At 58.7% G+C, this 26,197-nt stretch carries 16 protein-coding genes and 1 riboswitch; of the genes, 4 read left to right on the top strand and 12 right to left on the bottom strand.

All coding sequences use genetic code 11. From position 1 onward, the window contains the following. Positions 1-96 precede the first annotated feature (96 nt). The 10 genes from KSY55_RS03255 to gltB form a co-directional block, all read right to left on the bottom strand. The gene (locus KSY55_RS03255) at positions 97-3,189 is read right to left on the bottom strand and encodes a bifunctional [glutamine synthetase] adenylyltransferase/[glutamine synthetase]-adenylyl-L-tyrosine phosphorylase (protein WP_118233478.1); all 3,093 of its coding nucleotides are present in this window, start codon (positions 3,187-3,189) and stop codon (positions 97-99) included. 93 nt (positions 3,190-3,282) lie between these two features. Further along, entirely contained in the window at positions 3,283-4,122 is an 840-nt protein-coding gene (gene metF / locus KSY55_RS03250; protein WP_117750204.1) for a methylenetetrahydrofolate reductase [NAD(P)H], read from the bottom strand. Positions 4,123-4,151: 29 nt separating this feature from the next. Beyond that, on the bottom strand, positions 4,152-6,458 hold the full coding sequence (gene metE, locus KSY55_RS03245; RefSeq protein ID WP_004221876.1) for a 5-methyltetrahydropteroyltriglutamate--homocysteine S-methyltransferase: 2,307 nt from the start codon (positions 6,456-6,458) through the stop codon (positions 4,152-4,154). Positions 6,459-6,619: 161 nt separating this feature from the next. Then, complete coding sequence (locus KSY55_RS03240; protein ID WP_004221875.1) at positions 6,620-7,177, bottom strand: histidine phosphatase family protein; 558 nt, start codon at positions 7,175-7,177, stop codon at positions 6,620-6,622. Positions 7,178-7,268: 91 nt separating this feature from the next. Further along, positions 7,269-8,324: a tRNA (adenine-N1)-methyltransferase gene (locus tag KSY55_RS03235; RefSeq protein WP_117611901.1), complete on the bottom strand. Its 1,056-nt coding sequence runs from the start codon at positions 8,322-8,324 to the stop codon at positions 7,269-7,271. 111 nt (positions 8,325-8,435) lie between these two features. Beyond that, positions 8,436-9,287, bottom strand: coding sequence for an ABC transporter ATP-binding protein (locus KSY55_RS03230; protein WP_217749534.1), 852 nt, complete (start codon positions 9,285-9,287; stop codon positions 8,436-8,438). Between the two features lie 105 nt (positions 9,288-9,392). Further along, the gene (gene glgA, locus KSY55_RS03225; RefSeq protein ID WP_055063372.1) at positions 9,393-10,649 is read right to left on the bottom strand and encodes a glycogen synthase; all 1,257 of its coding nucleotides are present in this window, start codon (positions 10,647-10,649) and stop codon (positions 9,393-9,395) included. 236 nt (positions 10,650-10,885) lie between these two features. Continuing rightward, the gene (locus KSY55_RS03220; RefSeq protein ID WP_022245180.1) at positions 10,886-11,347 is read right to left on the bottom strand and encodes a DUF2975 domain-containing protein; all 462 of its coding nucleotides are present in this window, start codon (positions 11,345-11,347) and stop codon (positions 10,886-10,888) included. A gap of 198 nt (positions 11,348-11,545) precedes the next feature. Continuing rightward, positions 11,546-13,093 carry a glutamate synthase subunit beta gene (locus KSY55_RS03215; RefSeq protein WP_004221851.1) on the bottom strand — a complete coding sequence of 516 codons (1,548 nt, stop codon included), beginning with the start codon at positions 13,091-13,093 and terminating at the stop codon, positions 11,546-11,548. A gap of 1 nt (position 13,094) precedes the next feature. Then, positions 13,095-17,666 carry a glutamate synthase large subunit gene (gene gltB, locus KSY55_RS03210; protein WP_065441742.1) on the bottom strand — a complete coding sequence of 1,524 codons (4,572 nt, stop codon included), beginning with the start codon at positions 17,664-17,666 and terminating at the stop codon, positions 13,095-13,097. A gap of 215 nt (positions 17,667-17,881) precedes the next feature. After that, positions 17,882-17,985: riboswitch (TPP riboswitch) on the top strand. Between gltB and KSY55_RS03205 the strand changes: the two genes are divergently transcribed. From KSY55_RS03205 to KSY55_RS03190, 4 genes are all read left to right on the top strand, one after another. Further along, positions 17,966-19,399, top strand: coding sequence for a solute carrier family 23 protein (locus KSY55_RS03205; protein ID WP_254881847.1), 1,434 nt, complete (start codon positions 17,966-17,968; stop codon positions 19,397-19,399). Its footprint overlaps the riboswitch before it by 20 nt. Positions 19,400-19,444: 45 nt before the next feature. Next, positions 19,445-20,569, top strand: a complete 1,125-nt coding sequence (locus tag KSY55_RS03200) for a coenzyme F390 synthetase (protein WP_034880568.1) — start codon at positions 19,445-19,447, stop codon at positions 20,567-20,569. Beyond that, positions 20,566-22,065: an acyl-CoA reductase gene (locus tag KSY55_RS03195; RefSeq protein ID WP_217749535.1), complete on the top strand. Its 1,500-nt coding sequence runs from the start codon at positions 20,566-20,568 to the stop codon at positions 22,063-22,065. Before KSY55_RS03200 ends, KSY55_RS03195 begins: the two co-directional genes overlap by 4 nt. A 16-nt stretch (positions 22,066-22,081) precedes the next feature. Continuing rightward, positions 22,082-22,879, top strand: coding sequence for an SDR family oxidoreductase (locus KSY55_RS03190; protein WP_004221839.1), 798 nt, complete (start codon positions 22,082-22,084; stop codon positions 22,877-22,879). Between the two features lie 153 nt (positions 22,880-23,032). Here the strand turns inward: KSY55_RS03190 and hemW are convergent, their stop codons facing one another. Further along, positions 23,033-24,238 carry a radical SAM family heme chaperone HemW gene (hemW, locus tag KSY55_RS03185; RefSeq protein WP_217749536.1) on the bottom strand — a complete coding sequence of 402 codons (1,206 nt, stop codon included), beginning with the start codon at positions 24,236-24,238 and terminating at the stop codon, positions 23,033-23,035. Further along, positions 24,238-26,118 carry a translation elongation factor 4 gene (gene lepA, locus KSY55_RS03180; RefSeq protein WP_022245173.1) on the bottom strand — a complete coding sequence of 627 codons (1,881 nt, stop codon included), beginning with the start codon at positions 26,116-26,118 and terminating at the stop codon, positions 24,238-24,240. Before lepA ends, hemW begins: the two co-directional genes overlap by 1 nt. Between the last annotated feature and the right edge of the window lie 79 nt (positions 26,119-26,197).

Here is a 26,197-nt window from a genome sequence, read left to right as displayed (position 1 = left end):
TTCCATGCACGAAACCCTGAATCAGCATAACCGTCAGAGCCGTATAACTTCGGTCCGACGGCCACACCATGCTCCTAGCCGTTCAAATGGCACGACTCACGAACGACCGTAGAACAGGCGTTCCGTTACGTCACGGGCTTTGCGTATCACGGCGAGCAGGTCGTTTTCGAAATGTTGGCCGCGATTCGCATCGTAACCGAGATACACGGCGATGCCTCCCAGCGAATATGAATCGTCCGGCAAAATATCAGCCTGATTGACGCGTCCGCTCCACAGATAACTGCCGTTGCGCGCGGCCGTGCACATACGCCATGCCTTACGCAACACCACAGCATCGCCAGCGGAAATCAGCTTGCGATGTTCCAACTCGTTCAATGCCTGCAACGTACCGTTGACACGCAAGTTGGCATTGTCTCCCGCATGCTGCAATTGCAGCAACTGGATCGTCCACTCAACGTCAGACAGTCCGCCCTTGCCGAGCTTCAGATGGCGATCCCTACGTACTCCGCGCGGCAGACGTTCAGCTTCCATACGTGCCTTGAGTTTGCGGATTTCGGCGATCTGCGTTTCCGTAAGATCGATTTTCGGATAACGCAACGGGTCGGCGATGTTCATGAGGAAATCCTCGGCAAGAGACGCGTCGCCTGCCGCATATCGTGCGCGTAACAGCGCCTGATGCTCCCATGTGCTTGCCCAGGATCGATAGTATTCCTCGCAGGATGCGTAGGAACGTACGAGCGGTCCGTTTTTGCCTTCAGGCCTAAGATCCATGTCAAGTTCGATTTTTGGTTCGAATGTGGTTGGACCTTGCAGGATCGCACGTAGGTCTTCCTGCACTTTTCGTGCGAAAAGGTTGGCTTGGTCGTCATCGGCACCTTCGGCCGGCCTGTAGATGATGATCACGTCAGCATCAGAGCTGAAGTTCACTTCCCTACCGCCGTACCGTCCCATGCCGATGATGGCGATCGCCGCCGGAGCTTCGTCGATCTGTATGTCGTTGATGCGATGCTGGATGGCCCACTGCAGCGATGCTTCGATGGCCGCGTCGTATACGTCGGTCATGCCGGCGAGCGATGCTTCATCGTCGATCACGCCACTCATCCAAGCGAGACCGATGCGTTCGATTTCGTGTCTGCGCATGGCTCGGATGGAGTTGGCGAAATCGTTGATGTTGCCGGCATTGCGTTCAAGCGCCGCCTTGGTTTGAATGTCGAGGCTTTCTCGCGAACGTGGTTGCAAAGAGTCGTCGTTGCCGAGCCATGTGACTGATTCGACGGATTTGTTGAGTGCGTCGCCGAGGAATCGTGAGTTGGATAGTACGTGGCATAGGCGTTGTGCCGCGGATGGTGAATCGCGTAGGAATCCGAGGTATCCGCTTTCGGAGCCGAAGTTTTCTTCAAGTTTGCGCCAGTTAAGCAGTCCCATGTCGGGATTCTGCCCTTCGCCGAGCCATTGCAGTACTGCGGGGAGCAGGATGCGGTTGATTTTTGCCGCACGGGAGATGCCTGCGGTGAGCGCGGTGACGTGCCGCATGGCCGCGTCGGCATCGGCGAATCCGATGGATTCGAATCGTTCCTGCGTGGCTTTCGTGGAGAGTTCCACCTGTTCGTCGTCGAGTCCCGCGTTGATGGGCAGCATGGGCCGGTAATAGATGTCCATGTGCAGGTGACGCACCTCACGACGTGTCTCATCGTATTTGTTGACGAGTTCTTCGGGATGCATGTGAAATGCGCGCGCGAGTCGACGTAGTTCGGGATTTTGGTTCAGCTCGTCGATGGTGATGTCTCGTTTGCGTTCAAGACCGCCAGCGTTGGCTTTGCCGAGGTCTGGGAACAGGTGGGTGCGTTTGAGCGCCCACATTTGCTGGCGGTGTTCCATCACACGTTCGAATCGGTAGTCCCATGAAAGTTTCTTGGCTTGTTTGCGTGAGACGTACCCGCCTTCGGCCAAGGCCTGCAGGGATTCGAGTGTGGAGCTGGTACGCAATGCTTCGTCGGAGCGGCCGTGCACGAGTTGGAGCATCTGCACGGTGAATTCGACGTCGCGCAAGCCTCCCCTGCCGAGTTTGATTTCGCGGTCTTTCAGCGGGTTGGGAATAAAGTCTTCGACACGTTTGCGCATCTGCTGGCAGTCATAGACGAAGTTGTCTCGCTTGGAAGCTGTCCAAACGAACGGTCGGGTCATATCCATATACGCTTGTCCGAGGTCGGTGTCGCCGGCTACCGGGCGGGCTTTGAGCAGGGCCTGGAATTCCCAGTTTTCCGCCCATTGCTCGTAATAGGCTTCGTGGGATTCGAGTCTGCGTACCAGCGGACCGTCCTTGCCTTCGGGGCGTAGTCCACCGTCGATCTGCCAGAGTGTCGGTTCTGCGACGCCCATGATGACGGATTGGCATACACGTTGCAGCGTGGTGGCCATTTTGGTGCCGATTCGGCTGAGTGCCATGCCGTTGGTGTCCATGTCGGCGGGTTCCACCACGTAGATCAGGTCCACGTCGGATACATAGTTGAGCTCCTGTGCGCCCAGTTTGCCCATGCCGATGATGGCGAAACGCACATGTTCGCTGCCGTCCACTTCATGGCGTGCGATGGCGAGCGCGCCTTCAAGCGCCGCGTCCGCAAGGTCGGAAAGTTCGGTGCTGATGCGCGGTTGGATTTCGATGGGATCGTTCGCCGTGGCGTCTTGCGCCATGATTGCGGCGAGTTGTTTGCGATAGGTTTTACGTAGCGCCGTCGCAGCTTCGGCAAGTGGCAGGCTTGCGGTCGGCATGGTGTGGTCATTGGGATCGGCTCCTACCGATTTGAGCACATGCGCTCTGCGCTGTTCGTGATTGTAAAGGTGGCTTTCGCAGGCATCGTTGGCTGCGGCCTCCACGAGTTCCGGGCGGAATCGCATGAGCTTGCCCATTTCATCGGATACGCCGAGCACGGTGATCAGTCGCACGAAAGAGTTTTCATCGGCGATGATGTTGGTGAAATCCTTGCCTCGGCTTTGCATCACTTTGATGATGTCCACCAGGTTGCTGAGTGCGATGTCGGGATCGCACGCTTTTTCCAGCGTGGCTAGTAGCAGCCGCATCCTGTCGTCATCGATGCCGTCATTGTGCAGCTCGTCGAACAACGTGCGAGCCCTGTCGAGATCTTGCAGCCCTGCTCGAATCAGATCAAGCGCCCCGAACTTGTGTTGCATGGAAGTCATGGTTTCTATAGTAACCGCTGATAAAACCAAGGGCGGTTGCGAAATACCCGCAACCGCCCTTGATGTTTGTTGCATCGCCTGAAATCAGACGAAGAATGGTTTGACGTTGGACCAAATGCGTCGGCTGACACATGGATGGTTCATCGTGTACAGGTGCACGCCGTCGACGCCCCGCGCCACCAGTTCGCAGATCTGCTCGGATGCGTAGGCGATGCCCGCTTCTTTGAGCAGAGCCTTGTCACCTCCCCATTTATCGAGCATGATGCCGAGTTTTTCAGGAACTTTCGACTGGCATTTGTTCGACATGTTCAGCACCGATTTCGCGTTCATGACCGGCATGATGCCCGCTTCGATCGGCGCATCGATGCCTGCGGCCCTCGCTTTGTCGAGGAATCTCAGGAAGTCCTCGTTGTCGTAGAACAGTTGTGAGATCAGATGCGTCACGCCGGCATCGACTTTCTTTTTGAGATTGTCGATGTCCTCTTCCAGCGTTGCCGACTGTGGGTGCTTTTCCGGGTAGCAGGCGCCGTAGATTTTCATGTCCGGACGTTGCTGGCGGATGTATACGGCCAGATCGCTGGCATGTTCGAATACTCCTGCCGGTTCGGCACCGTCGATGCGGTCGCCACGCAAGGCGAGTACGCCGGAGACCTTGGCCTGTTCGAACATGTCGAGTGCCTGGTCGACGTCATCCTTGTTCAGATACTGCGCGGTCAGATGGGCCACGCTGGGGATGCCGTATTCGCTTACCGTGTGGGCGATGCGCGCGGTCAATGTACGGTCGGATGATTTGCCGGTGCCGTAGGTGACGGAAATGAAATCGGGGTCCAACCCCTGCAGGCCATCCAACGTGTCGTAGATGGTGCCTACAGGGGAGGTTCGCTTCGGAGGGAACACCTCGAGCGAGAACATTGGCGAATGCATGGCTGTCGTCTTGTTCCTAACGTTTCGCCTTATTTGGTCAGCTTGGCACGCACAGCCTGGGCTGCGGCCACGAGGTTTTCGAGGCTTGGCCAGGTTTCGGCGTTGCCGCGGGTCTTCAAACCGCAGTCGGGGTTGATCCACACCTTTTCGACGTCCATCTTCTTGAGGATTTCGTAGATGCGTTCCTCGATTTCGGCTTCGGACGGGATGCGCGGCGAGTGGATATCGTAGACGCCCGGGCCAGCTTCGGTTTCGAAGTTGGCGTCGTGAATGGCGTCGAGCACCACGAGATCGCCGCGGGAGGCTTCGAAGGAGATCACGTCGGCGTCCATGGCGTCGATGTCGGTGATGATGTCGTTGAACTCCGAGTAGCACATGTGGGTGTGGATCTGCGTGGTCGGCTTGACCGCGGAGTGCACCAGTCGGAATGCCGGAATGGCCCAGTCGAGGTACTTCTTGTGCCAGTCGGTCTTCCTGAGCGGCAGCTTTTCACGCAGGGCGGCCTCGTCGATCTGGATGACCTTGATGCCTGCGGCTTCGAGGTCGAGCACTTCGTCGCGGATGGCGAGGGCCAGCTGCTGGGTCTGCTGCTCGTGGGTGATGTCCTCGCGTGGCCAGGACCAGTTGAGAATAGTGACCGGGCCGGTGAGCATGCCCTTCATCACATGGCTGGTACGGGACTGTGCGTAGGCGCTCCATTCCACGGTGATCGGGTTGGCGCGGGACACGTCGCCCCATACGATCGGAGGCTTCACACAACGGGTGCCGTAGGACTGCACCCAAGCGTTCTTGGTGAACAGGAAACCGTTGAGGTTCTGGCCGAAGTATTCGACCATATCGTTACGCTCGAATTCGCCGTGCACGAGCACGTCAAGGCCGATCTGCTCCTGATGCTTGATGCAGGCGTCGATCTGCGCCTTCATGTATTCGTCGTATTCAGTCTTGGTGATTTCGCCCTTGCGCAGTCTGGCGCGTTCGGCGCGCACTTCCTTGGTTTGCGGGAAGGATCCGATGGTGGTGGTCGGCAGCAATGGCAGGTTCAACGCCTCCCGCTGTGCCTTCTGACGTTCGGCACGTGCCGGCTGGCGCACGAAGTCCGAGTCGGTCAGGGCTGCGAGACGTTCCGCCACGTTCTTGTCGGCGGCGACGCGGGTACCGTCGAAGAGCGCCTGGTTGGCTGCCAATGCCCCGGATGCCTTCTTGTCTTCCTCGCTGGCGTCGGCGAGAACCGCGAGGTCGTGCAGTTCGCCGAGCTTTTCAACGGCGAAGGCGAAATGCTTGCGCACATCATCGGCGAGACCGTCTTCACCTTCGGTGCTGAACGGCACATGCAGCAGGGAGCTTGCGGTGGAGACGGCCACGTTGTCGGTGACCTTCTTCAGCGCGTCGACGAGTCCAAGGCTGACGGCGTAATCGTTACGCCAGATGTTGCGGCCGTTGACCACACCGGCGAAGATGGTGGTGCTCTCTGCGACGCCGAACTTTTCAACGGCGGCGAGATTCTCGTCCTTGCCTTCGTTGAGGTCGAGTCCGATGCCGTCGAAGGCGAGCAGGTTGACTGTCTCATACACGTCGGCGATGTGGCCGAAGTAGGTGTTGAGCAGCACCTTGATCTTGCCGTCGCGTGCGGGCAGGATCTTGGTGTACAGGCTCTTGAACAGTTCGACGTCGCCCGGCTCCTTGTCGAGCACGAGGTACGGTTCGTCGATCTGGATCCATTCGGCGCCCAGCTCGGCGAACTTGGCCACGACCTCGGCGTAGACGGCGGCGACCGCGTTGACCAGGCCCTTGTCGTATTCGAGTTCTTCGGCCTGCGGATTGCGGGCGAGCTTGAGGAAGGTGTACGGGCCGATGAGCACCGGCTTGGTGGTGATGCCGAGCGCCTTCGCCTCGTTGAATTCGTCGAACGGCTTGGTGCTGTTGAGCTTGATGTCGGTGGCTTCGTCGACTTCCGGCACCAGATAGTGGTAGTTGGTGGTGAACCACTTCTTCATCGGCAGCGCGGTGACGTCGCCCTTGTCTCCTTGGTAGCCGCGGCCCATGGCGAACAGCGTCTCTTCGGGATTGTCGAAGGCGAGGCGCTGGTAGCGCTGCGGAATGACGTTCAGCAGGATGGCAGTGTCGAGCATTTGGTCGTAATAGCTGAAGTCGTTGCTCGGAATCAAATCGATTCCGGCTTCCTGCTGCAGCTTCCAATGCTTGGCGCGCAGCTCCTTGGCGGTGGCGCGCACGTCGTCGAGCGTTGCGACACCCTTCCAATAAGCTTCGATAATCTTCTTCAGCTCGCGGTTCTGGCCGATGCGAGGGAAACCGGAGACGGAAGTGAGAACGGACATGAATCCTCCATCTGATATGAACAATGCAACCCGCTCAAGCTACCACGAAATCGCCAGCTATAACTCATCAAGAAAATTTAAGTGTCGCTATAAGCACGATTTATATCAGTTGGCATGGCAACATTTCACGCCTCTCAGCATCATGTCGAGAGGCGAAGGAATCATTCAAAATCCTTGGCCGTCAGCAATGCGATGAGTTCGCCACTGTGCAGCTGCCATTGGTTGAATGGCTCATTTGATCCGAACACGGCGAGCGATGCCGGCGACATGCCCAGATTCAGCATGTCGAGCAGCATTGCATCCGATTCGGAGCTCGCCAGCCATTGGCATGCGATCGACACAGTGGGCTCATGGCCGAGCACCAACAGCTCGCGATGCTTCTCCTTGGTCTGGGCAAGCTCGTCAAATACCGACTGCACCCCACCTTCGTACAGACTCTGACGATAGTCGACCTTCGGGTCGTCGCCGAACACCTTAAGCATGCGATCGCAGGTCTGCCTAGCCCTGGTGGCGCTGGAGCACGCAATGCGCGTCGGCACCATCTTGTGCGCGGCCAGGCCTTTGGCGACGGCTTTCGCCTGCTTACGCCCCTTGTCGGTCAGCTCACGCCCGGCGTCGCCACCGTCACCAAACGGCTCGGTTTTGGCGTGACGCATCACCAGCAACACATACTTGTAATCCTTGGCTTTTTTCGCAACCTTCTTGAGGCTCGTTCCCATGGACGAATGCTCCAATCCTTAACGATCCAGCGTATGTACCAACGCAACGCGCTATGACTATTGTCTCAGAACAACGGCAAGAAACACCGTATCAATCGCCGATAGCCTCGACCTGCGCGTCGAGATCACGCAGCACCTTACGCAACTTGCGATCGGAAATATCCCGCAACTCAAGATCTTCGAGCTGTTCGGCACGTTCTTCGGCGCTCAGCGAATCAATATCGGTGGTCGTGTCTTTCGTGGCACGGTCACGCTTGCGCAACGCCTGAAATCCCGGCGCCATAGCCCGCGAAACCATAAGGAAGCCGGTGTGTCCGATCATCTGATGGTCGGGACGTATCGCCAATCCCTGAACCTTCCAGTCGCGTTCCAGAGTCTCCTGGATATCCGGTTCCGTCCAGCAGCCAGCCTCCCTCAACGCCTCCGCCATACGGCTTAGCTGCGTAGTAGTGGTCACATACGCCACGAGCACACCGCCGGGCGCAATCACTCGGTATGACTGCTCAAGACGGTTCCAGGGGTCAAGCATGTCAAGCATGATGCGGTCGAAGGAATGCTCCGGCAATGTGGCGGCGACCGAATCGAAATCACCGATTTTCAGATCCCACCATGCGGGGCGCCCACCGAAATAGACCGTGGCATTCGCTTCGGCCACGCGGGCGAATTCCGAACGCATCTCGATGGTGGTCAGTCTTCCACGCTCCCCCACCGCGTCCAGCAGGTTGACGCTCATGGCGCCGGATCCGGCACCGGATTCCAACACGTTCATGCCGGAACGAATGTCGCCAAGCTGAATCACTTGGGCAATGTCCTTCGGATACATGATCTGCGCGCCACGAGGCATCGACAGCACATAATCGGCCAACCGAGGGCGCATCACCGCGAACTGCCATCCGCCAATGGCGCGCGTTCCCTTCCAAGGCTTGTTGGCGTCGCGTTCCGGATGATCCTGATTGATCTGCGCCTCACGTTTGGCGCTCACCGTCACCACCACGGACCCTTCCGACTGCCCGATCACATCGTCATGCAGAATGATGCCGTGCGAGGTCTGCGTCACACCGCCCGGCACCAATTGGTCGGTGATCTTATTGGATCTGCGATCCGTGAACTGTACCTTCTCACCCGCCGTCAACGGTCCTCGACGCATCAATCACTCCTTCATACCCACACGGATTCCACCATCACGACAGCACGGAACCGAATGACTCCTGTCCGACGCTATTCATGCTACAGCATATTCCGGCGCACACAGCACCCGTTACCGCGCGTACGCGCTCCAACGTCCATTCGCATGCGTCACCTCAAGCTCCAAACCGAACACTTCGCTCAACCGTTCCGAAGTGAAACCGTGTTCCAGATCACCCGAGTACACGATGGTGCCCGGAGCCGGATCGTTGCCTGCGACATTGTCGGCGTAGGCGTCGGCCTCGCTGCCGGTGATCCTGCCCATGATCGCCACATGGTCGAATCCCTGCGGAATCTCCTCAAGACGATGCGTCACCAGCACCACGGCACGATCCGACTGCTCGGCGCCGACACGGCTCAACGCACGAAGCGCAATCTCACGACCGCCCAAATCAAGACCGGTAGTCGGCTCGTCCAAAATCAGCAGATCCGGATCAGCCATCAACGCACGGCAGATCAGCACGCGCGTACACTCGCCTTCCGAAAGTTTGAACATCATTTTACCTTCGAGATATTCGATACCGAATTCACGCATCAGGGAACGCGCCTTGGCATAGTCTTCGTCGGTGTAGGTGTCGCGCCAACGGCCGGTGGTCGCGGTCAATGCGGTCACGATGGCGTCGAGCGGATCTTCTTGGGGAGGGAACGCGCGACTCAGTTCCGCGGAGCTCAAACCGATACGGTTGCGATAGGAGAACACATCGACCTTGCCCAAGCGATTGCCGAGAATGTCGACGGTGCCTTCCGACGGGAATCCTCTGGTGCTCATCATTTGAACCAAGCTGGATTTGCCGATGCCGTTGGGTCCGAACAGCACCCATTTCTCGCCCTTGTTGATTTTCAGATTGACCTTGGTGAGAATCACGCGTCCACGGCGACGAAATTCCACGTCAGCGAGTTCCAGTGCGATGTTCTGCTCCGGCATTCTTCCTCCCCTATCGTTGTTCGGCTTGTAGATATGGAAACGCCTTCCGCCAGCATAATGCTTTCAGCGGAAGGCGTTCCACGCATCGTCTACGTGGTGAACTGGTTATTCGGCGGTTTTGCCCTGCTCGGCAAGCACGTCTTCATAGACCTTGACGGTCTTGTCGGCGATCGACTCCCAGCTGAAGTGGTCGCGCGCACGCTCGTAACCGGCCTGTCCCATCTGCTTCGCCTTTTCAGGATCGGCCATGATGCGGTTGATAGCGTCGGCCATGTCATGCACGAACTTGTCTGGATTGGTCGGAGTGCCGGTGCCGTCGTGCAGCTGGTCGACAGGCACGAGATATCCGGTTTCGCCATCGACGACGACTTCGGGAATGCCGCCGGTCGCGGAGGCCACCACCGGAAGGCCACACGCCATGGCCTCCAAGTTCACGATACCGAGTGGCTCGTAGATGGATGGGCAGATGAACGCGTCGCAACCGTGCTCAAGCGCGTTGAGCTCCGGCTTCGGCAGCATCTCCTCAATCCAGATGATGTTGCCGCGCTCCTCGTCAAGCTTGGCGAACGCGGTTTTGACCTCGTTCATGATCTCCGGAGTGTCGGGCGCGCCCGCGCATAGCACGATCTGGATGCCCGGATCGACGAAATGCAACGCCCGAAGCAGGTATGGCAGGCCCTTCTGCCGGGTGATACGTCCGACGAACAGCAGCGTGGGCTTGTTGCGGTCGATATTGTAGCGTTCGAACACCTTCCAGCCCGGATCGTCGTCGGATGGGGTTTCGAACTGGCTCATGGTGATACCGTTGTGCACCACGACCACCTTGTCGGGGTCAAGATTCGGATAGGCGCTCAGGATGTCTTCGCGCATTCCTGCGGACACGGCGATCACGCGGTCGGCATGCTCGTATGCGTCACGCTCGGCCCACGAGCTCAAATCGTAGCCGCCACCCAGCTGTTCACGCTTCCATGGGCGGAACGGTTCGAGGGAATGCGCGGTGATGACCAGCGGCGTTCCGTGCAGCATCTTGGCAAGGTATCCGGCCAAGCATGCATACCACGTGTGCGCGTGGATAATGTCGGCGTCCACATCGTCGGCGATCTGCAGATCGACGCCGAACGTCTTCAGCGCGCCGTTTGCTTCCTGGAGTTCCTTGGGAACGTCGTATCCGACGACCTTGAGCGAACCTTTCGGATTGTCACCCGGGATTTCGGGAATCTCATTCTCGGCACGTGGTCCGTCAAACGCACGGACCGTCACATCCACGCGTTCCGCCAGAACTTTGGAAAGCTCCTCCGCGTGCACGCCTGCGCCGCCATACACCTTGGGCGGATATTCACGGGAAAGGATGTCAACCTTCATATCTGTGCTCTCCTCTTCGAGTCAGGCAGTTGTTCCATCACTACTGTAAGGCAATTTTTCAATGAAACGCCTGATTGTTTCATTCGTGTCACAAAGTTTTGCATCTTTCCTAAAAATGCAGGCAAGGAGGTCAATAAACCAGGAACGAATAGTGCCGTCATTCGTGACTCGCATGTGAAAGCGGGGCTGCATCCTTCCATCGGATGCAGCCCCGCTTTACGTTCATCGCCTTGCTATCAGACGGCCGTACCATTCTGATCGAGGTTCGGATTATGCTTCGGGTTACCCGCCGTGAAGAACAGGCTAAGCACACCGACAGCGAAGACGATGGAGACCGTGGCGACCAACCACATGGGATGTGACGGCAGCCACATGATCACCAGGAATGCGATTGCGGACAGTGCGATGAGCAGCCAGCTGATCACGCGGAACCATTGGCGTGCGGAATGCGGTGCCTTGAACATCTTCGGGTTCGTGTAGTTCGGGCTGGTGGTCAGCAGGCTTTCGGTTTCTTCGATGGTGCCGCCGGTCGGCTTCCAAGGTCCATCGGTACCGTCTTGCAGTCGGCGGGACTTTTCCTGCAGCTGGTATTCGTCCAGCATTCCGGAACGTGCGCGGCCATGGGTTTGGTCGTACTGCTGCGGCACTCCCCTACGGTTGTTCTTTGCCTGCGCTCGACGTTCTGCACGATTTGGCATTGGGTCACTCCTTTGTTGCGATGTGCTGCAGTTCACTTTACTGCATGACTGCCGGTTTTTCGCCGAACGGCACGTCATTCGGACGTTTATGCCACGTCTGTATTGTTCGAGGTTCCGGGAAGTGGGGATATGAAAAATCGTCCGATTCCGTTTTGGCGGAGAATCGGACGATTTTTCTGTTACGTTAACTGCTTATGTTCAGCGCGGCAGCATCATCGGCCTTTTGGATGCGACGATGGGTGCCGGCAGTTCGGTGGCGCCGGTGAGGTATTCGTCCACGGCGGCCGCGCAGGAACGGCCTTCGGAGATGGCCCACACCACGAGGCTCTGACCGCGTCCGGCGTCACCACAGGCGAACACGCCGTCCTGGCTGGTAGCGAACTTGTCGTTGCGCGCCACATTGCCTCGTCCGTCAAGGTCGACGGGCAGCTGGTCCACGAGCGTGGTGGTGTCCGGGTGCAGGAAGCCGACGGAGATGAGCACCAAATCAGCCGGAATCACGCGTTCGGTGCCGGGCTGACGGGTGAACGGTCCGTTTTCGCCGGGTGCAACGTTCACTACCTTGAGACCGGTCACATGTCCGTTCTCATCGGCCACGAAGCCTTCAGTAGCGGTGGAGTGCTCCACCTTCACCTTGGCCTGTTCCTCTTCGGTACCGACGAAGTTCACAGAATCCGTGCTGTACACGTACTCGGCGCGCTGGGTTTCGAAGCCTTCTTCCATGGAGGAGGTCTTCTGGTACAGGCGCGCGAAGGTCGGCCATGGCTGGTTGGCCGGGCGTTCGCTTGGTTCCTGCGGCATGATCTGCAGCACAGTGACGTCCTTGGCGCCTTGGCGGATGGACGTGCCCAGGCAGTCGGATCCGGTGTCGCCGCCACCGATGATCACGACGTGCTTGCCTTCAGCGGTGATGTCGTTGACTGGCTTGACGCCGTAGACGCGGCGGGTCGCGTCGGGCAGGAATTCCATGGCAAAGTGGATGCCCTTGAGTTCACGGCCCGGAATCTTCATGTCGCGCGGCACGGTGGAGCCGATGGCGACGACCACGGCATCGTAGCGGGATCGCAGATCGTCCCATGAGATGTCTTTGCCGATCTCCACGCCGGTGCGGAACACGGTGCCTTCGGCTTCCATCTGTTCCACGCGGCGGTCGATGAGTCTCTTGTCGAGTTTGAAGTTCGGGATACCGTAGCGCATCAGGCCGCCGATGGCGTCATCACGCTCGTATACGACCACGGTGTGGCCTGCGCGGGTAAGCTGCTGGGCGCATGCCAGACCGGACGGGCCGGAGCCGACCACGGCGACGGTCTGGTCGGTCAGGCGCTGCGGAGGCAATGGCTTGACGTAGTCGAGTTCCCAAGCCTGATCGATGATCGTGCATTCGTCGTTCTTGATCATGGTCGGCGGCTGGTGAATGCCGAGCACGCAGGCCGCCTCGCACAACGCGGGGCAGATGCGGCCTGTGACTTCGGGGAAGTTGTTCGTTTCGGACAGGCGGTTGTACGCGTCCTCCCACTTCTCCTGGCGCACCAGATCGTTGAATTCTGGGATGATGTTGCCCAGCGGGCAGCCGCTCATGCAGAACGGCGTGCCGCAGTCCATGCATCGGGCCGCCTGTTCGGTGGTCCAAGGCTGCAGGCCGGATTCGGCGTGGACGTCGAACCAATCCTTGATTCGCTCCTCGACGGGGCGTTCGGCCAGTTCGCGACGGGTACGGACCTTCAGGAATCCACGTGGATCTCCCATGTCAGCGCGCTCCTTCCATAACCTGCTCGTACACCTGTTCCCAGACGCCGGGCGTATTGAAATCGATGTTGTTCTCTTCGGCGTTCTTCATCGCCTTCTGCATGGCGAGGAAGTGCTTCGGAACGATGTGTGTGAATCGCTTGGATGCGTTCTCCCAGTCGGCGAGCAGTCCGGCCGCGAATGCGGAGCCTGTTTCTTCGGCATGCTGCTTGACCAGACCGTGCACGATTTCGTTCGACTCACTGTCGAGCGGTTCGAACAGCAACGCGCCGTTGGCGGCGGCAGCCGGGTTGACCTGCTTCATGTCAAGGTCGAGCACGTACACGTGGCCACCGGAGAAGCCTGCGCCGAGGTTGCGACCCGTGGGACCGAGGATCACGACGGTGCCGCCGGTCATGTATTCGCAACCATGGTCGCCGACGCCCTCCACCACGAAGGTGGCGCCGCCGTTGCGCACGCCGAAGCGTTCGCCTGCACGACCTGCCACGAACATCTGGCCGGAAGTGGCACCGAAGCCGGTGACGTTGCCCGCGATCACGTTCTCATGCGGATCGAAGGTGATGCCCGCCTCCGGACGCACGACCATGCGTCCGCCGGAAAGTCCCTTGCCCGCGTAGTCGTTGACTTCGCCGTACACGCGGATGGTCTCGCCACGCGGAATGAACGCGCCGATGGACTGGCCGCCCGCACCATGGAACGTCATGTCGATGGTGTCGTCAGGCAGGCCTTCCTCGCCGTAACGCTTGGTGATCTCGTAGCCGACCATGGTGCCGAGCGTACGGTACACGTTACGGATCGGCATCTCGATGCGCACCGGCTCCTTCTTCTCAAGGGCGGGCTGCGCGAGCTCGATGAGCTTGTTGTCGAGCGCCTTGTCGAGCTCGTGGTTCTGCTCGATGGTTTGGTGCAGGATGGTTCCCGGCACCGGTCCCGGCTGCATGAGCACGTTGCTCAGGTCGATGCCGTCAGACTTCCAACGCTTGATCGCTTCGTTCTGGTCGAGGCATTCGACATGGCCGACGGCCTCTTCCAAGGTGCGGAAGCCGAGCTGGGCGAGCAGCTCGCGTACTTCCTCGGCGATGAACATGAAGAAGTTGATGACATGTTCCGGCTTGCCCTTGAAGCGTGCGCGCAGTTCGGGATCCTGGGTTGCGATGCCCTGCGGGCAGGTGTTCTTCTGGCAGGCGCGCATCATGACGCAGCCTTCGACGATCAGCGCGGCGGTGGCGAAACCGAATTCCTCGGCGCCGAGCAGGGCTGCGATCACCACGTCGCGGCCCGTCTTGAGCTCGCCGTCACATTGCACGGTGATGCGGGAACGCAGGCCGTTGAGCACGAGCGTCTGCTGGGTTTCGGACAGGCCGATCTCCCACGGGGTGCCGGCGTGCTTGATGGCGTTGAGCGGAGCCGCGCCAGTGCCGCCGTCGTAGCCGGAGATCAGCACCACGTCGGCATGGCACTTGGCAACGCCTGCGGCGATGGTGCCCACACCGAACTCGGAAACGAGCTTGACGTGCACGCGGGCCTTCGGATTGGCCATCTTCGCGTCGTTGATCAGCTGCTTCAGATCCTCGATGGAGTAGATGTCATGGTGCGGCGGCGGGGAGATGAGCTCGACGCCCGGAGTCGCGTGACGCACCTTGGCGATCCACGGCGGAACCTTGGCGCCAGGAAGATGTCCGCCTTCGCCAGGCTTGGCGCCTTGGGCGAGCTTGATCTGCAGGTCGGTGGCGTGCACCAAGTAGTCGCTGGTCACGCCGAAACGTGCCGATGCGATCTGCTTGATCTTGCTGTAGCGCAGCGGATCATTGATGCGGTCTTCGGATTCGCCGCCTTCACCGGAGTTGGAACGTGCGCCGATGGTGTTCATGGCGATCGCGAGGGTCTCGTGCGCCTCCTGGGAGATGGAGCCATAGCTCATGGCGCCGGTGGAGAAACGCTTGACGATCTCGCTGGCCGGTTCGACCTCGCTGATGTCGATCGGCTTGCGATCGGACTTGAACTTCATCAGGCCGCGCAGCGTCATCAAACGGTTGGAGGTGTCGTTGATGTGCGCCGAGTACTTCTTGAACATGTCGTAGTCACCGCGCTGGGTGGACTGCTGCAGCAGGAAGATGGCTTCAGGGTCGTTGAGGTGGTCTTCGCCGGTACGACGCCACTTGTAGTCGCCGCCGGTGCGCAGGTTGCGGTGCGGGCGGGCGGTCCACTGCGACGGGTAGGCCACGCGATGGCGGATGGCGACCTCTTCGGCCAGTTCGTCGAGTCCGACGCCTCCGACGCGGGAGGTGGTGCCGGTGAAGTATTCGTCGATGACGTCCTTGTTCAGGCCGATGGCTTCGAACAGCTGTGCGCCACGGTAGCTCATGATGGTGGAGACGCCCATCTTCGCCATGATCTTGAGCACGCCGGTCGACAACGCGTTGGTCAGGTTCTTCACCGCGGTTTCGGCATCGACGTTGAGATAGCCCTTGCGGGACAGGTCTTCGACGGATTCGAACGCCAGATACGGGTTGACGGCCGCCGCGCCATAGGCGATCAGCAGAGCGACATGGTGGATTTCACGCACATCGCCGGCCTCGACGACCATGGAGATCTGGGTGCGCGTGTGTCTGCGCAGCAGATGGTGCTGCACCGCGGAGGTGAGCAGCAGCGACGGAATCGGTCCCCACGTGTAGTTGGAGTCGCGATCGGAGAGCACGAGGAAGTTGGATCCGTTTTCGATGGCTTCGTCGACTTCCTGGAAGATCTCGTCGAGACGTTCCTTCAGCGCCTTGCCGCCGCCAGCGACCTGATAAAGACCCTTGACGACGAACGGCTTATAGTAGCCGCCGAGGATCTTGGCGCGGTCGAGGCGCTTGAGCTGCGCCATCTCGTCGGAGTTGAGCACCGGCAACGGAATGAGGATCTTCTTGGCATGCAGTTCGGAATCGGCCAGCAGGTTCGGCTCGGGACCGATGGCGGATTCAAGGCAGGTCACGATCTTTTCACGCTCCCAGTCGAGCGGCGGATTGGTGACCTGCGCGAACTTCTGGGTGAAGTAGTCGAACAGCATGCGGCTGCGGGAGGAAAGCGCGGCCATAGGCGCATCATTGCCCATGGATCCGAGCGGCTCCTTGCCGGTGTTGGCCATCGGGGCGAGCAGCAGCTTCAGATCCTCTTCGGTGTAGCCGAAGGCGCGCTGGCGGCGTTGCACGGACTGGCCGGAGTGGTTGACGTGCTCGCGCTTGGGCAGCTGGCTCATCTCGACGGTGTTGCCTTCGACCCACTGACGGTACGGATGCTGGGACGCGAGGGACTTCTTGATCTCCTCGTCCGGGATGATGCGGCCTTCCTTGGTATCGACGAGGAACATCTTGCCCGGTTCCAGGCGGCCCTTGGACACGATGTGTTCCTCGGCGTTCTCCGGGAGCACGCCGGTTTCGGATGCGAGCACGATGTAGCCGTCGTCGGTAAGCTGCCAGCGGCCGGGGCGGAAGCCGTTGCGGTCGAGCAGCGCGCCGACCTGGGTGCCGTCAGTGAAGATGATGTGCGCCGGACCGTCCCACGGTTCGATCAGCGTATTGTTGTATTCGTAGAACGCCCTGACATCGGGGTCAAGCTGGTCGTTCTTCTCCCATGCCGGCGGCAGCATCATGGAGATGGCATGTGGCATGGAACGTCCGGACAGGTGCAGCAGTTCGAGGCATTCGTCGAACGTGCCGGAATCGGAGTAGCCCGGGGTAGCGATCGGCAGCAGCGGCTTGAATTCGCCGAGCAGTTCGGAGCTTAGGCGGCCTTCACGTGCGGACAGCCAGTTGCGGTTGCCCTGGATGGTGTTGATCTCGCCGTTATGGGCCAGCTGGCGGAACGGCTGGGCCAGCGGCCAGCTCGGGAACGTGTTGGTGGAGAAGCGGGAGTGCACGATGGCGATCTTCGCCTTCATGCGCTCGTCGGAAAGATCCAGGAAGAAGGGCTTGAGCTGCATGGTGGTGAGCATGCCCTTGTAGGTGATGGTGCGTGCGGACAGGGACGCGAAGTAGATGCCCACCTCGTGTTCGACGCGCTTGCGGATGCGGAAGGTCTTGCGGTCCAGTTCGATGCCTGCGAGCTGGCCTTCGGGGTCGGCCACGACCAGCGTCTTGAACGCGGGCATGCTGGCGAGCGCCTGCAGTCCGAGTCCGTCCGGGTTGGTGGGTACGACGCGCCATGCGAGTACTTCGAGGCCTTCTTCGCGCACGATTTTGGCGATGGCTTGTTCTTGTTGTCCGGAGGTGGCGATGTCGCGGTCGAGGAATGCGATGCCGGCGGCGTAGTGGCCTTCTTCGGGCAGTTCGACGCCTGCGGTGGCGCGCATGAATTCGTCGGGCATGCTCATGAGGATGCCTGCGCCGTCGCCGGTGTTTTCTTCGGCGCCTACGGCTCCGCGGTGGTTGAGGTTGACGAGCACTTCGATGGCGTCGTCGACGATTTTGCGTTCGGGGCGCTTGTTGAGGGTGGTGACCATACCCACGCCGCAGGCGTCGTGCTCGGCGCCGGGATCGTACATACCTTGGGAATCATGGATCGTGAGATCTAACGGGGCGTGGAAAGTCACCGAAACCACCTTCAATGTTTTTGGGCAAGAAAAGTCTTGCGGTTCTTTAATGCGTGGTTTAGAATACCGCGCCCCTGTATCAAATACGTTTCGCGTGTCCATATAACGAATACTCGGAAAAGTCAAGACTGTTTTTTCTTGGGAAAATGTGGAGGATATGTGTTGGGTTGTGGTGGTTGCCGGTATCGATGCGTGTCGTTATGCTGGTGGTTGTCCGAAGAGTACAGGGGAGCCGATGTGGCTGAGATGGGCGTTTGCCCGGACCCTTATGACCTGAACAGGGTAGTGCCTGCGTAGGGATGTTACGAACGGTGCGCGTGCGCGTCTTCTCTGTGCTGACGGCTGGTGTTTGGCCGTGTGTTTCGTGGAAAGAGAAGGGATTTGGCGTGTCTGATGCGTCGCAGGTGCCTGAGCAGCTTGGTTCGGGTTCGAAGAAGTTGACTCCGAAGAATGTGCTGCTGGGTTTGCAGCATGTGTTGGTGTCCAATGTGTGGCTTGATCCGGTGTTTGTGGCTGGTGCCATTGGCTTGCCGTTGGCGTTGTCGTCAAATATGGTGAATGCCATTTTCATTGTGTCTGGTTTGGTCACATTGATTCAGGCCACGAGGTTGGTGCGTTTGCCGATTGTGCAGGGTCCGTCCGCCGCGTTCGATGCGTTGATGATCGCTGCGGGCACTGCTGGTTCGTTGGCTGCCGCTGGTACGTCGATTTTTGTCAGTTCGCTGATTTTCTTGGTGCTGTGTCTGACCCGTGTGATTGAGAAGATGCGTTTTCTGTTCGCGCCGATGGTGTCGGGCGTGATTATTTTTCTGGTTGGCGTTTCGCTGTCGCGTTTCACGTTGAGCGAGTTTCTTGGTGGCGCTCCCGGCGATGATGGTTTTGCCGATCCGAAGACGTTGGCCGTGTCTATCGTGACTTGCGTGCTGGTGGTGGCGCTTTCCCAGTTCGGCAAGGGTATGGTCAGGGCGCTTTCCTATCTGATTGCTCTGGTTGCCGGCACTGCGCTTTCGATGGTATTTGGCATGGCTGATTTTTCCGGTGTCGCGTCGAAGCCTTGGTTTGGTCTTCCTCAGATTATGCCGTATGGCGGTTTTGACTTTGATGCGGCGGTGTTTGTGCCGTTCTTCATCGCATATATGGTTGCGATTATGGAGGCGCTTGGCGTGTATCAGGCGGCCAGTGAGATCCAGGGCGTCAAGCTTGAGGATCGTCAGGTTCGTTATGGTTTGGCCGGCGAGGCTGCCGGTTCCGCGATTTCTTCGCTGATCGGCGGTTTCACCACTACCGCGTATCCGCAGAATGTCGCGTTGCTTAAGGTCACGGATGAGGGCAAGACCCGTACCCGTGTGCCGGTGATCATCGCCGGCGTGGTGTTTGTGGTTCTTGGTTTCATTCCGAAGGCCGGAGCGGTATTGTCGTTGATTCCTTCCCCTGTGATCGGCGGCATTTTCCTGCCGGCCGCGGCAAGCCTGATCAGCACGGGCTTCAATACGCTGCGCAAGGTGGAGTCGGACGACCGTTCCCAGGCGGTCATTGGATTGTCCCTGCTGTTGGGCATCGCGCTGCCGAGCGCGTTGAGCGGCTTGGAGGGCGGCGCTCACGTGTTCTTCTCCAATTCGATTCTGGTTGGGGCGTTCTGTGTGGTGATTCTCAAGGCACTGCTGATCGACCTGCCGAATCTGATCAATCGTCGTAAAGGAAACAGCGAAGCTGAAGTTCCGTCGCAGATCTGATTTGCTTTCGAATATCAGTATCGTTTATAGAAAGGAATACCGCATATGACATCAATGTCGTTGGGTGCCGACGCGCAGGAAGTCAAGGCAAACGTGCTTGAGTTCATCGAAAAGTATGGTTGCGAGGTCGCTCCGGATGAGGCGTTCGACGCGCTCGCACATAAGATTTTCGCTTTCCAGTTTGCCCATAACATGCAGTATCGCGCGTATTGCATGTCTCGTAGGGTGACTCCGCAGATGTTGTCGGATTGGATGGATATTCCGCCGATGCCGGTGGATGGGTTCAAGATGCTGACGCTCACTTCGGTGTCTGAAGATGATTGCGAGGCAGTGTTCATGACCAGCGGCACTACGCATCCGGGTCAGCGTGGACGCAACTATCATCCTGATCTTGAGGTGTGGGATGCGTCGATGATCGGCCCGTTCCGTCATTTCATCATGCCTGACCGTGAGCGCATGCGTATCGCGGTGCTCTCCCCTGCCTGGGAGATGAATCATAATGGTTCGTTGGCCCGTTATCTGACGCGTGCGGTGGAGCAGTGCGGCAGCGAGGGCAGCGGCTTCTTCTTCCATGAGGATGGTTTGGACTTCGCTGGTGTGGAAAAGTTCCTTGATCAGTCGGTGGCGGACGGCGAGCCGGTGATGCTGATGGGCGCTTCGTCCGCGTATCTGTATCTGCTTGACTATCTTGCCGAGCGGGGCAAAACCTATGCGTTGGCGAAGGATTCGCGTGTTTTCGATACCGGTGGTTTCAAGAGTACGAAAACCGATATGACCGTCGATGATTTGTATGCGAAGTTCCTTGAGGTGTTTGGCGTCGCACGCACGCATTGCGTGAACATGTACGGTATGACGGAGTTGAGTTCGCAGATTTACGATCAGAATCTGCTGTCGTACTATACGGATGGTTCGTCGAATTATCTGAAGGCGACGCCGTCGTGGGTTCGTTCCGTGTTCCTCGATCCGGCGACGCTCACGCCTGTCGCCGATGGCGAGCAGGGGGTGATCGCGCATTACGATTTGGCGAATTGGAATTCCTGTCTGGCGATTCTGACCGAAGATCTTGGCGTGCGCACCGATTCCGGTTACGAGCTCAACGGTCGTGCGAAGGGTGCGGAGGCACGCGGCTGCTCCATCGCCGTCGACGAGGTGATGGCGGCAAACGCATGAGCGTCATCGACATTTTCCATGCGCCGCGCGGCTTCGTATTTGAGGATTTCGAAACACGCGGCGTTCTCACCGACCGCGGTGAGGCCACGTTGCGTTATCCGGTACTCACGCCTGAGACTGTCCAAGATTTGTGCGAGACAACGCGTTGCAATCGATCGCAGACATTGGCAGCATATTCCGTCGAACACATCGTCGACATCATCGGCGAGGCGGTGGAATTGTGGACGAATCCCGATTATGAGGGTCGCCAGATAGCGGAGTCTCTGATTCCCTCCATCACCGGCTATGACGCGACGATGACGCGTATCGAACTGAAACGTTACATGCGCATGTTCCGCAGACGCGAACTATTGCGTTTTCTTGATGACGAACTGCCAAGCCCGCGCATGCTGGACGAATACCGACCGAACAAGTCCGGCGGATACACGCGCCTGTACGGGCCGGACTTGACATTCCACGTGTTTTCCAGCAATGTTCCCGGCATTCCCGTATGGAGCATGACCATGAGTCTGCTGACGAAAAGCGCGATCATCGGCAAATCATCGTTCGACGAACCGCTGATGCCCGTACTGTTCGCTCGTTCTCTGACACAGATCAACCCGGATCTCGCCGACGTATTGGCCATAGTGCCGTGGCGCGGCGGCACGGTAGAGCTTGAAGACGTGGCGATCGGCGAAGCGAACGCCGTGATCGCCTACGGTTCGTCGCACACCACCGAGGCGATCCGTCCACGCGTGAGCGCGGGCAAACCGTTCCTCAGCTATGGCGCACGCATCGGCTTCTCACTCATCGGACGTGAAGCGCTACGCGCGGACACTCACGTGCAAACCGTGCACCGTATGGCCGTGGACGTGGCCACCTACGACCAGCAAAGCTGCCTGGCGCCGCAAACCATCTTCGTGGAACGCGGCGGAGCCATCTCCCCCGCTCAGACGGCGGAACTGCTCGCCAGCGAGCTCGACTCGCAACAACGCAAATATCCACGATCAACCCCTTCCGACACGGAATCCCTCGCCATCCGCAGGGCACGCTCTCAAACCGAGATGCAAGCGCTGTGCATGACGTCCATGACTCCAGACAGCGCCGCACAGGCCGACCCACAGGCACCGTTCGTCATCGAATCGCCGCAAGGCACCGACTGGACCGTGCTCTACTACCCCAATACCAGCAGTCTCCCCTCGTTGGGGACACCGCTCAACCGCACCATTAACATCGTCGCCGTGGACCAACTCAAACACGCGCTGCCCACACTGAAACCCTACCGCGAGTGGCTGCAAACCTGCGCGATCGCCACAAGCTCATCCAGACTGTTCGCACTCGCGCAACAAGTGGGCGAATACGGCATCGACCGCATCTGCCCCGTCGGAGAAATGAACCGCGCGAAATCCGGATGGCACCACGACGGCGGATTCAACATCCTCGACCTCGTCAGAGCCGTCGACATCGAACGCAATACCGACCGTTACGCCGACACCTTCGACATCGACTACGAATAATCCCAAAGGACCTTACGTGAACCAGCAATCCGAACACCGGACACTCACCGGCAAAACCGCCATCATCACCGGCGCAAGCCGAGGCATCGGCGCCGCAATCGCACTCAGACTCGCACAACTCGGCGCCAACGTGACCATCGACTACCTAAGCAACGACGAACGCGCCCAACACACCAAGCAACACATCGAAAACGAAGCGGACGCACAAGGACGCGTCATCACATGCAAAGCCGACGTGACCGACGAAACCCAAGTCAACGAACTCGCACAAACCACAGCCAACACCTTCGGCGGCATCGACATCCTCATCAACAACGCGCTCAGCCACTACTCGTTCGACCCACGCAACCGCAACACCTTCAGCAACACCAGCTGGAACGACTACGCGACCCAACTCGAAGGATGTCTCAAAGGCACCTACAACACCTGCACGACCGCGCTGCCCTACATGCGACGCCAATCATGGGGACGCATCGTCAACATCTCCAGCAACCTCGTAGACAGCCCGATCGTCCCCTACCACGACTACATCGCAGCCAAAGGAGCACTCATCGGATTCACGCGCTCGCTGGCGCAGGAGGCCGGGGCGTGGGGCGTCACGGTGAACGCCATCGCGGCCGGTTTGACCGTGGGCACGGATTCGAGCCGCGCCACCACCGAAGACGTCCGCGAGCGCATCATCGCGCAGACGCCTTTGGGCAGGCTTGCCACGGCTGATGATATTGCGGGCGGTGTGGCGATGCTGGTTGGCGAGGACGCTCGTTTCGTCACCGGTCAGACGTTGCATGTCGATGGCGGACTCACGATGCGCTGATTACGAACATCCGGTGACAGCCTCGTTCTAGGCTCTATGCCATCGGGCCTGGAATGCAACAACTTGCATCCGAGGCCCGTTTCAATCTGCACACTGTATCCACCCATACCAAGATGGATCATCTAAAACCAATTCGTCAGAGGATTATCGGCATTACAACGAGCAGGCGTCGAAGAAACGCTCGATGACGGTGTCGTTGAGCAAGCGTCCGGTTCGGGTTGGAATCACACGTCCGTCACGGATAACGATAAGGCCTTCGTCTTCCATGGGCTGGATGCGAGCCATATCAACCATGTTTCCAAGGCGACTCAAATCCAGACCCTCACGTATGCGCAGACCAAGCATGATGATTTCTTCGAGGTTCTCCTCGTTGGAGATTCGTTCGCTTCCCGACCATGGCACATTATCATCGTTGATAGCCTGCCCCCACATGCGAGGATGCGCAATATCCCAGCTGCGCAAGCCCGACGATTTGACCGTTTCAGATGTTTCAGCCGACGCGGACTGTTCAACATCCATCACATTGCCGTAATGGCTGTGTGCGCCGGGACCGAGCCCCGCCCAATCAACATTGCGCCAATAGCCAAGATTATGTTGCGATTCATAACCAGGACGTGCCCAATTGCTGATCTCATACCATTTAAGACCGGCTGCGCTCAGTAGATCGTCGGCAATCTCATACTTGGTCGCCTCATCGTCATCATCAGGCGTAGGCAAGGTTCCAACAGCAATCTGACGTCCCATTTTCGTGTTCGGTGCGACGGTCAACGCATATGCCGAAATATGGTCAACACCCAAGTCGATCGCCGTCCGTACGGAAACACGCCAATCGTCGAGACTCTCCCCCGGCGCACCGTAAATCAAATCCACGCTGGAACGCATGCCGACAGCATTTGCCGCTGCGATTCCCGCCGCCACATTGGCCGGGGTATGCGTACGATCCAATGTTTTCAGCACGCTTGGCACAGCCGACTGCATGCCGAAAGAGATGCGGTTGAATCCGCCGTCCGCGAGTTCCTTCACGTAATCGGCGTTCACCGTGTCCGGATTCGCTTCGGTGGTGATTTCCGCATTGTCGGCAATGCCCCACGTGTCACGCACGGCATTCAACATGGCGACCAGATCCGAAGCTTTCAGAATCGTGGGAGTGCCACCGCCGAAAAAGACGGTGGCCGCTTCCGGTTCGTTAACGCCATGCGCGATCTGCCAATCATGGACGATTGACATCTCGCGAATCACCATATTGGCGTAATTGCCACGCGAAGCGCCCGCTCCCATGTCGACAGCGGTATACGTGTTGAAATCACAGTACCCACAGCGCCGTATGCAGAACGGCACATGAATGTAGGCTTCGAACATCAGCCTTCGGTTTTCTGGGCGGCGCGAATCTTGTCTTTGGTGTCGCGGTCGTTGCCTGCGTCTCCGGTCGACAATGCGGCGATGAACGCCTCCTGCGGCACCTCGACATGGCCGAGCATCTTCATACGCTTCTTGCCGGCCTTCTGCTTTTCGAGCAGCTTGCGCTTACGGGAAATATCGCCGCCATAACACTTGGCGAGCACGTCCTTGCGCAGTGCGCGAATGTTCTCACGTGCGATAATGCGGGAGCCGATGGCGGCCTGAATCGGAATTTCGAACTGCTGGCGAGGAATGAGCTCACGCAACTTCTTCGTCATCATCACGCCGTAGGAATACGCCTTATCCTTATGCACGATGGCGCTGAACGCATCGACCTTCTCACCCTGGATGAGAATATCGACCTTCACCAGATCGGCGGACTGTTCGCCGTCCTCATGGTAGTCGAGCGACGCATAGCCCTTGGTGCGGCTCTTCAACTGGTCGAAGAAGTCGAACACGATTTCGGCCAACGGAATGCGATAATGCATTTCCACACGGTCGGCGGAAATATATTCCATAGTGCCCATCTGTCCACGATGGTCCTGGCACAAGTCCATAACCGCGCCGATGAATTCCTTCGGAGTGATGATGTCGGCGGCAACCACCGGTTCGACGATCTGCTTGATCTTGCCGTCGGGGAATTCGCTCGGATTGGTCACACGATGCACGGAATTGTCTTCCGCGGTGACCTCGTATGGCACGTTCGGTGCGGTGGAGATCAAGTCGAGATCGAATTCGCGGCTCAGTCGTTCGGTCACGATTTCCATATGCAGCAGGCCAAGGAAGCCACAGCGGAAACCGAAGCCCAACGCCACGGACGTTTCCGGCTCGTAGATCAAAGCCGCGTCGTTGAGCTTGAGCTTGTCGAGCGCCTCACGAAGTTCCGGATACTGCGCGTTGTCGATTGGGAACAGGCCAGCGTAGACCATGGGCTGCGGGTCACGATAGCCTTCGAGCGGATCGGCCGCAGGCTTGAGCGCGGAAGTGATGGTGTCGCCCACCTTGGACTGGCTGACGTCTTTCGCGCCGGTGATAACATAACCGACCTCACCCGCACCAAGCGCCTTCGTAGGCATCATGTCTGGGCTGATCACGCCGATTTCAATCGGATCATGGGTCATGCCGATACCCATCATGTGCAGTTTCTCACGGGAACGCAACTCGCCATCGACCATACGAATGTAGGTGACGATGCCGCGGTAGGAGTCGTAGACGGAGTCGAAGATCAGCGCACGCGCGGGAGCTTCCGGATCGCCGGTTGGTGCAGGAACGTCGGCAACAATGCGGTCGAGCAGTTCGGTCACGCCTTCACCGGTTTTACCGGACACGCGCAGCACTTCGGAAGGATCGCAACCAATCAGGCCTGCGATTTCCTCGGCATGCTTGTCTGGTTCCGCGCTGGGAAGATCGATTTTGTTCAGTACAGGAATGATGGCCAGATCATGGTCGATGGCCATATACAGGTTCGACAGGGTCTGCGCTTCGATGCCCTGCGTCGCGTCGACAAGCAGCACTGCGCCTTCGCATGCGGCGAGAGCGCGGGAAACCTCATAAGTGAAATCGACGTGGCCTGGAGTGTCGATCATGCCGAGGGTATATTCAGTGCCGTCGAACGTCCACGGCACGCGCACAGCCTGCGATTTGATGGTGATGCCACGCTCCTGCTCAATATCCATACGATCCAGGAAACGATCACGCATCTCACGTTCGGGCACGATGCCGCTGAGCTGCAGAATACGGTCTGCCACCGTGGACTTGCCGTGATCGATATGCGCGATGATGCAGAAATTGCGAATCAACGACTGATCGGTGAAACCGGGCTGGTTATGCTGCTGGCCCACGCCATCCTCCTCTTGAAATATTCGACGCAAACGATTCTAACTGCTAGTATCGGCATGGTGAGTCGCGACACTCCTAAGC

Origin of the sequence: Bifidobacterium sp. MSK.13.1 (assembly GCF_019131435.1) — a bacterium.
Lineage (GTDB): Bacteria > Actinomycetota > Actinomycetes > Actinomycetales > Bifidobacteriaceae > Bifidobacterium > Bifidobacterium pseudocatenulatum.
Note: the sequence above shows the minus strand (reverse complement) of the source record. Positions and strands in the feature narration are given on the sequence as shown.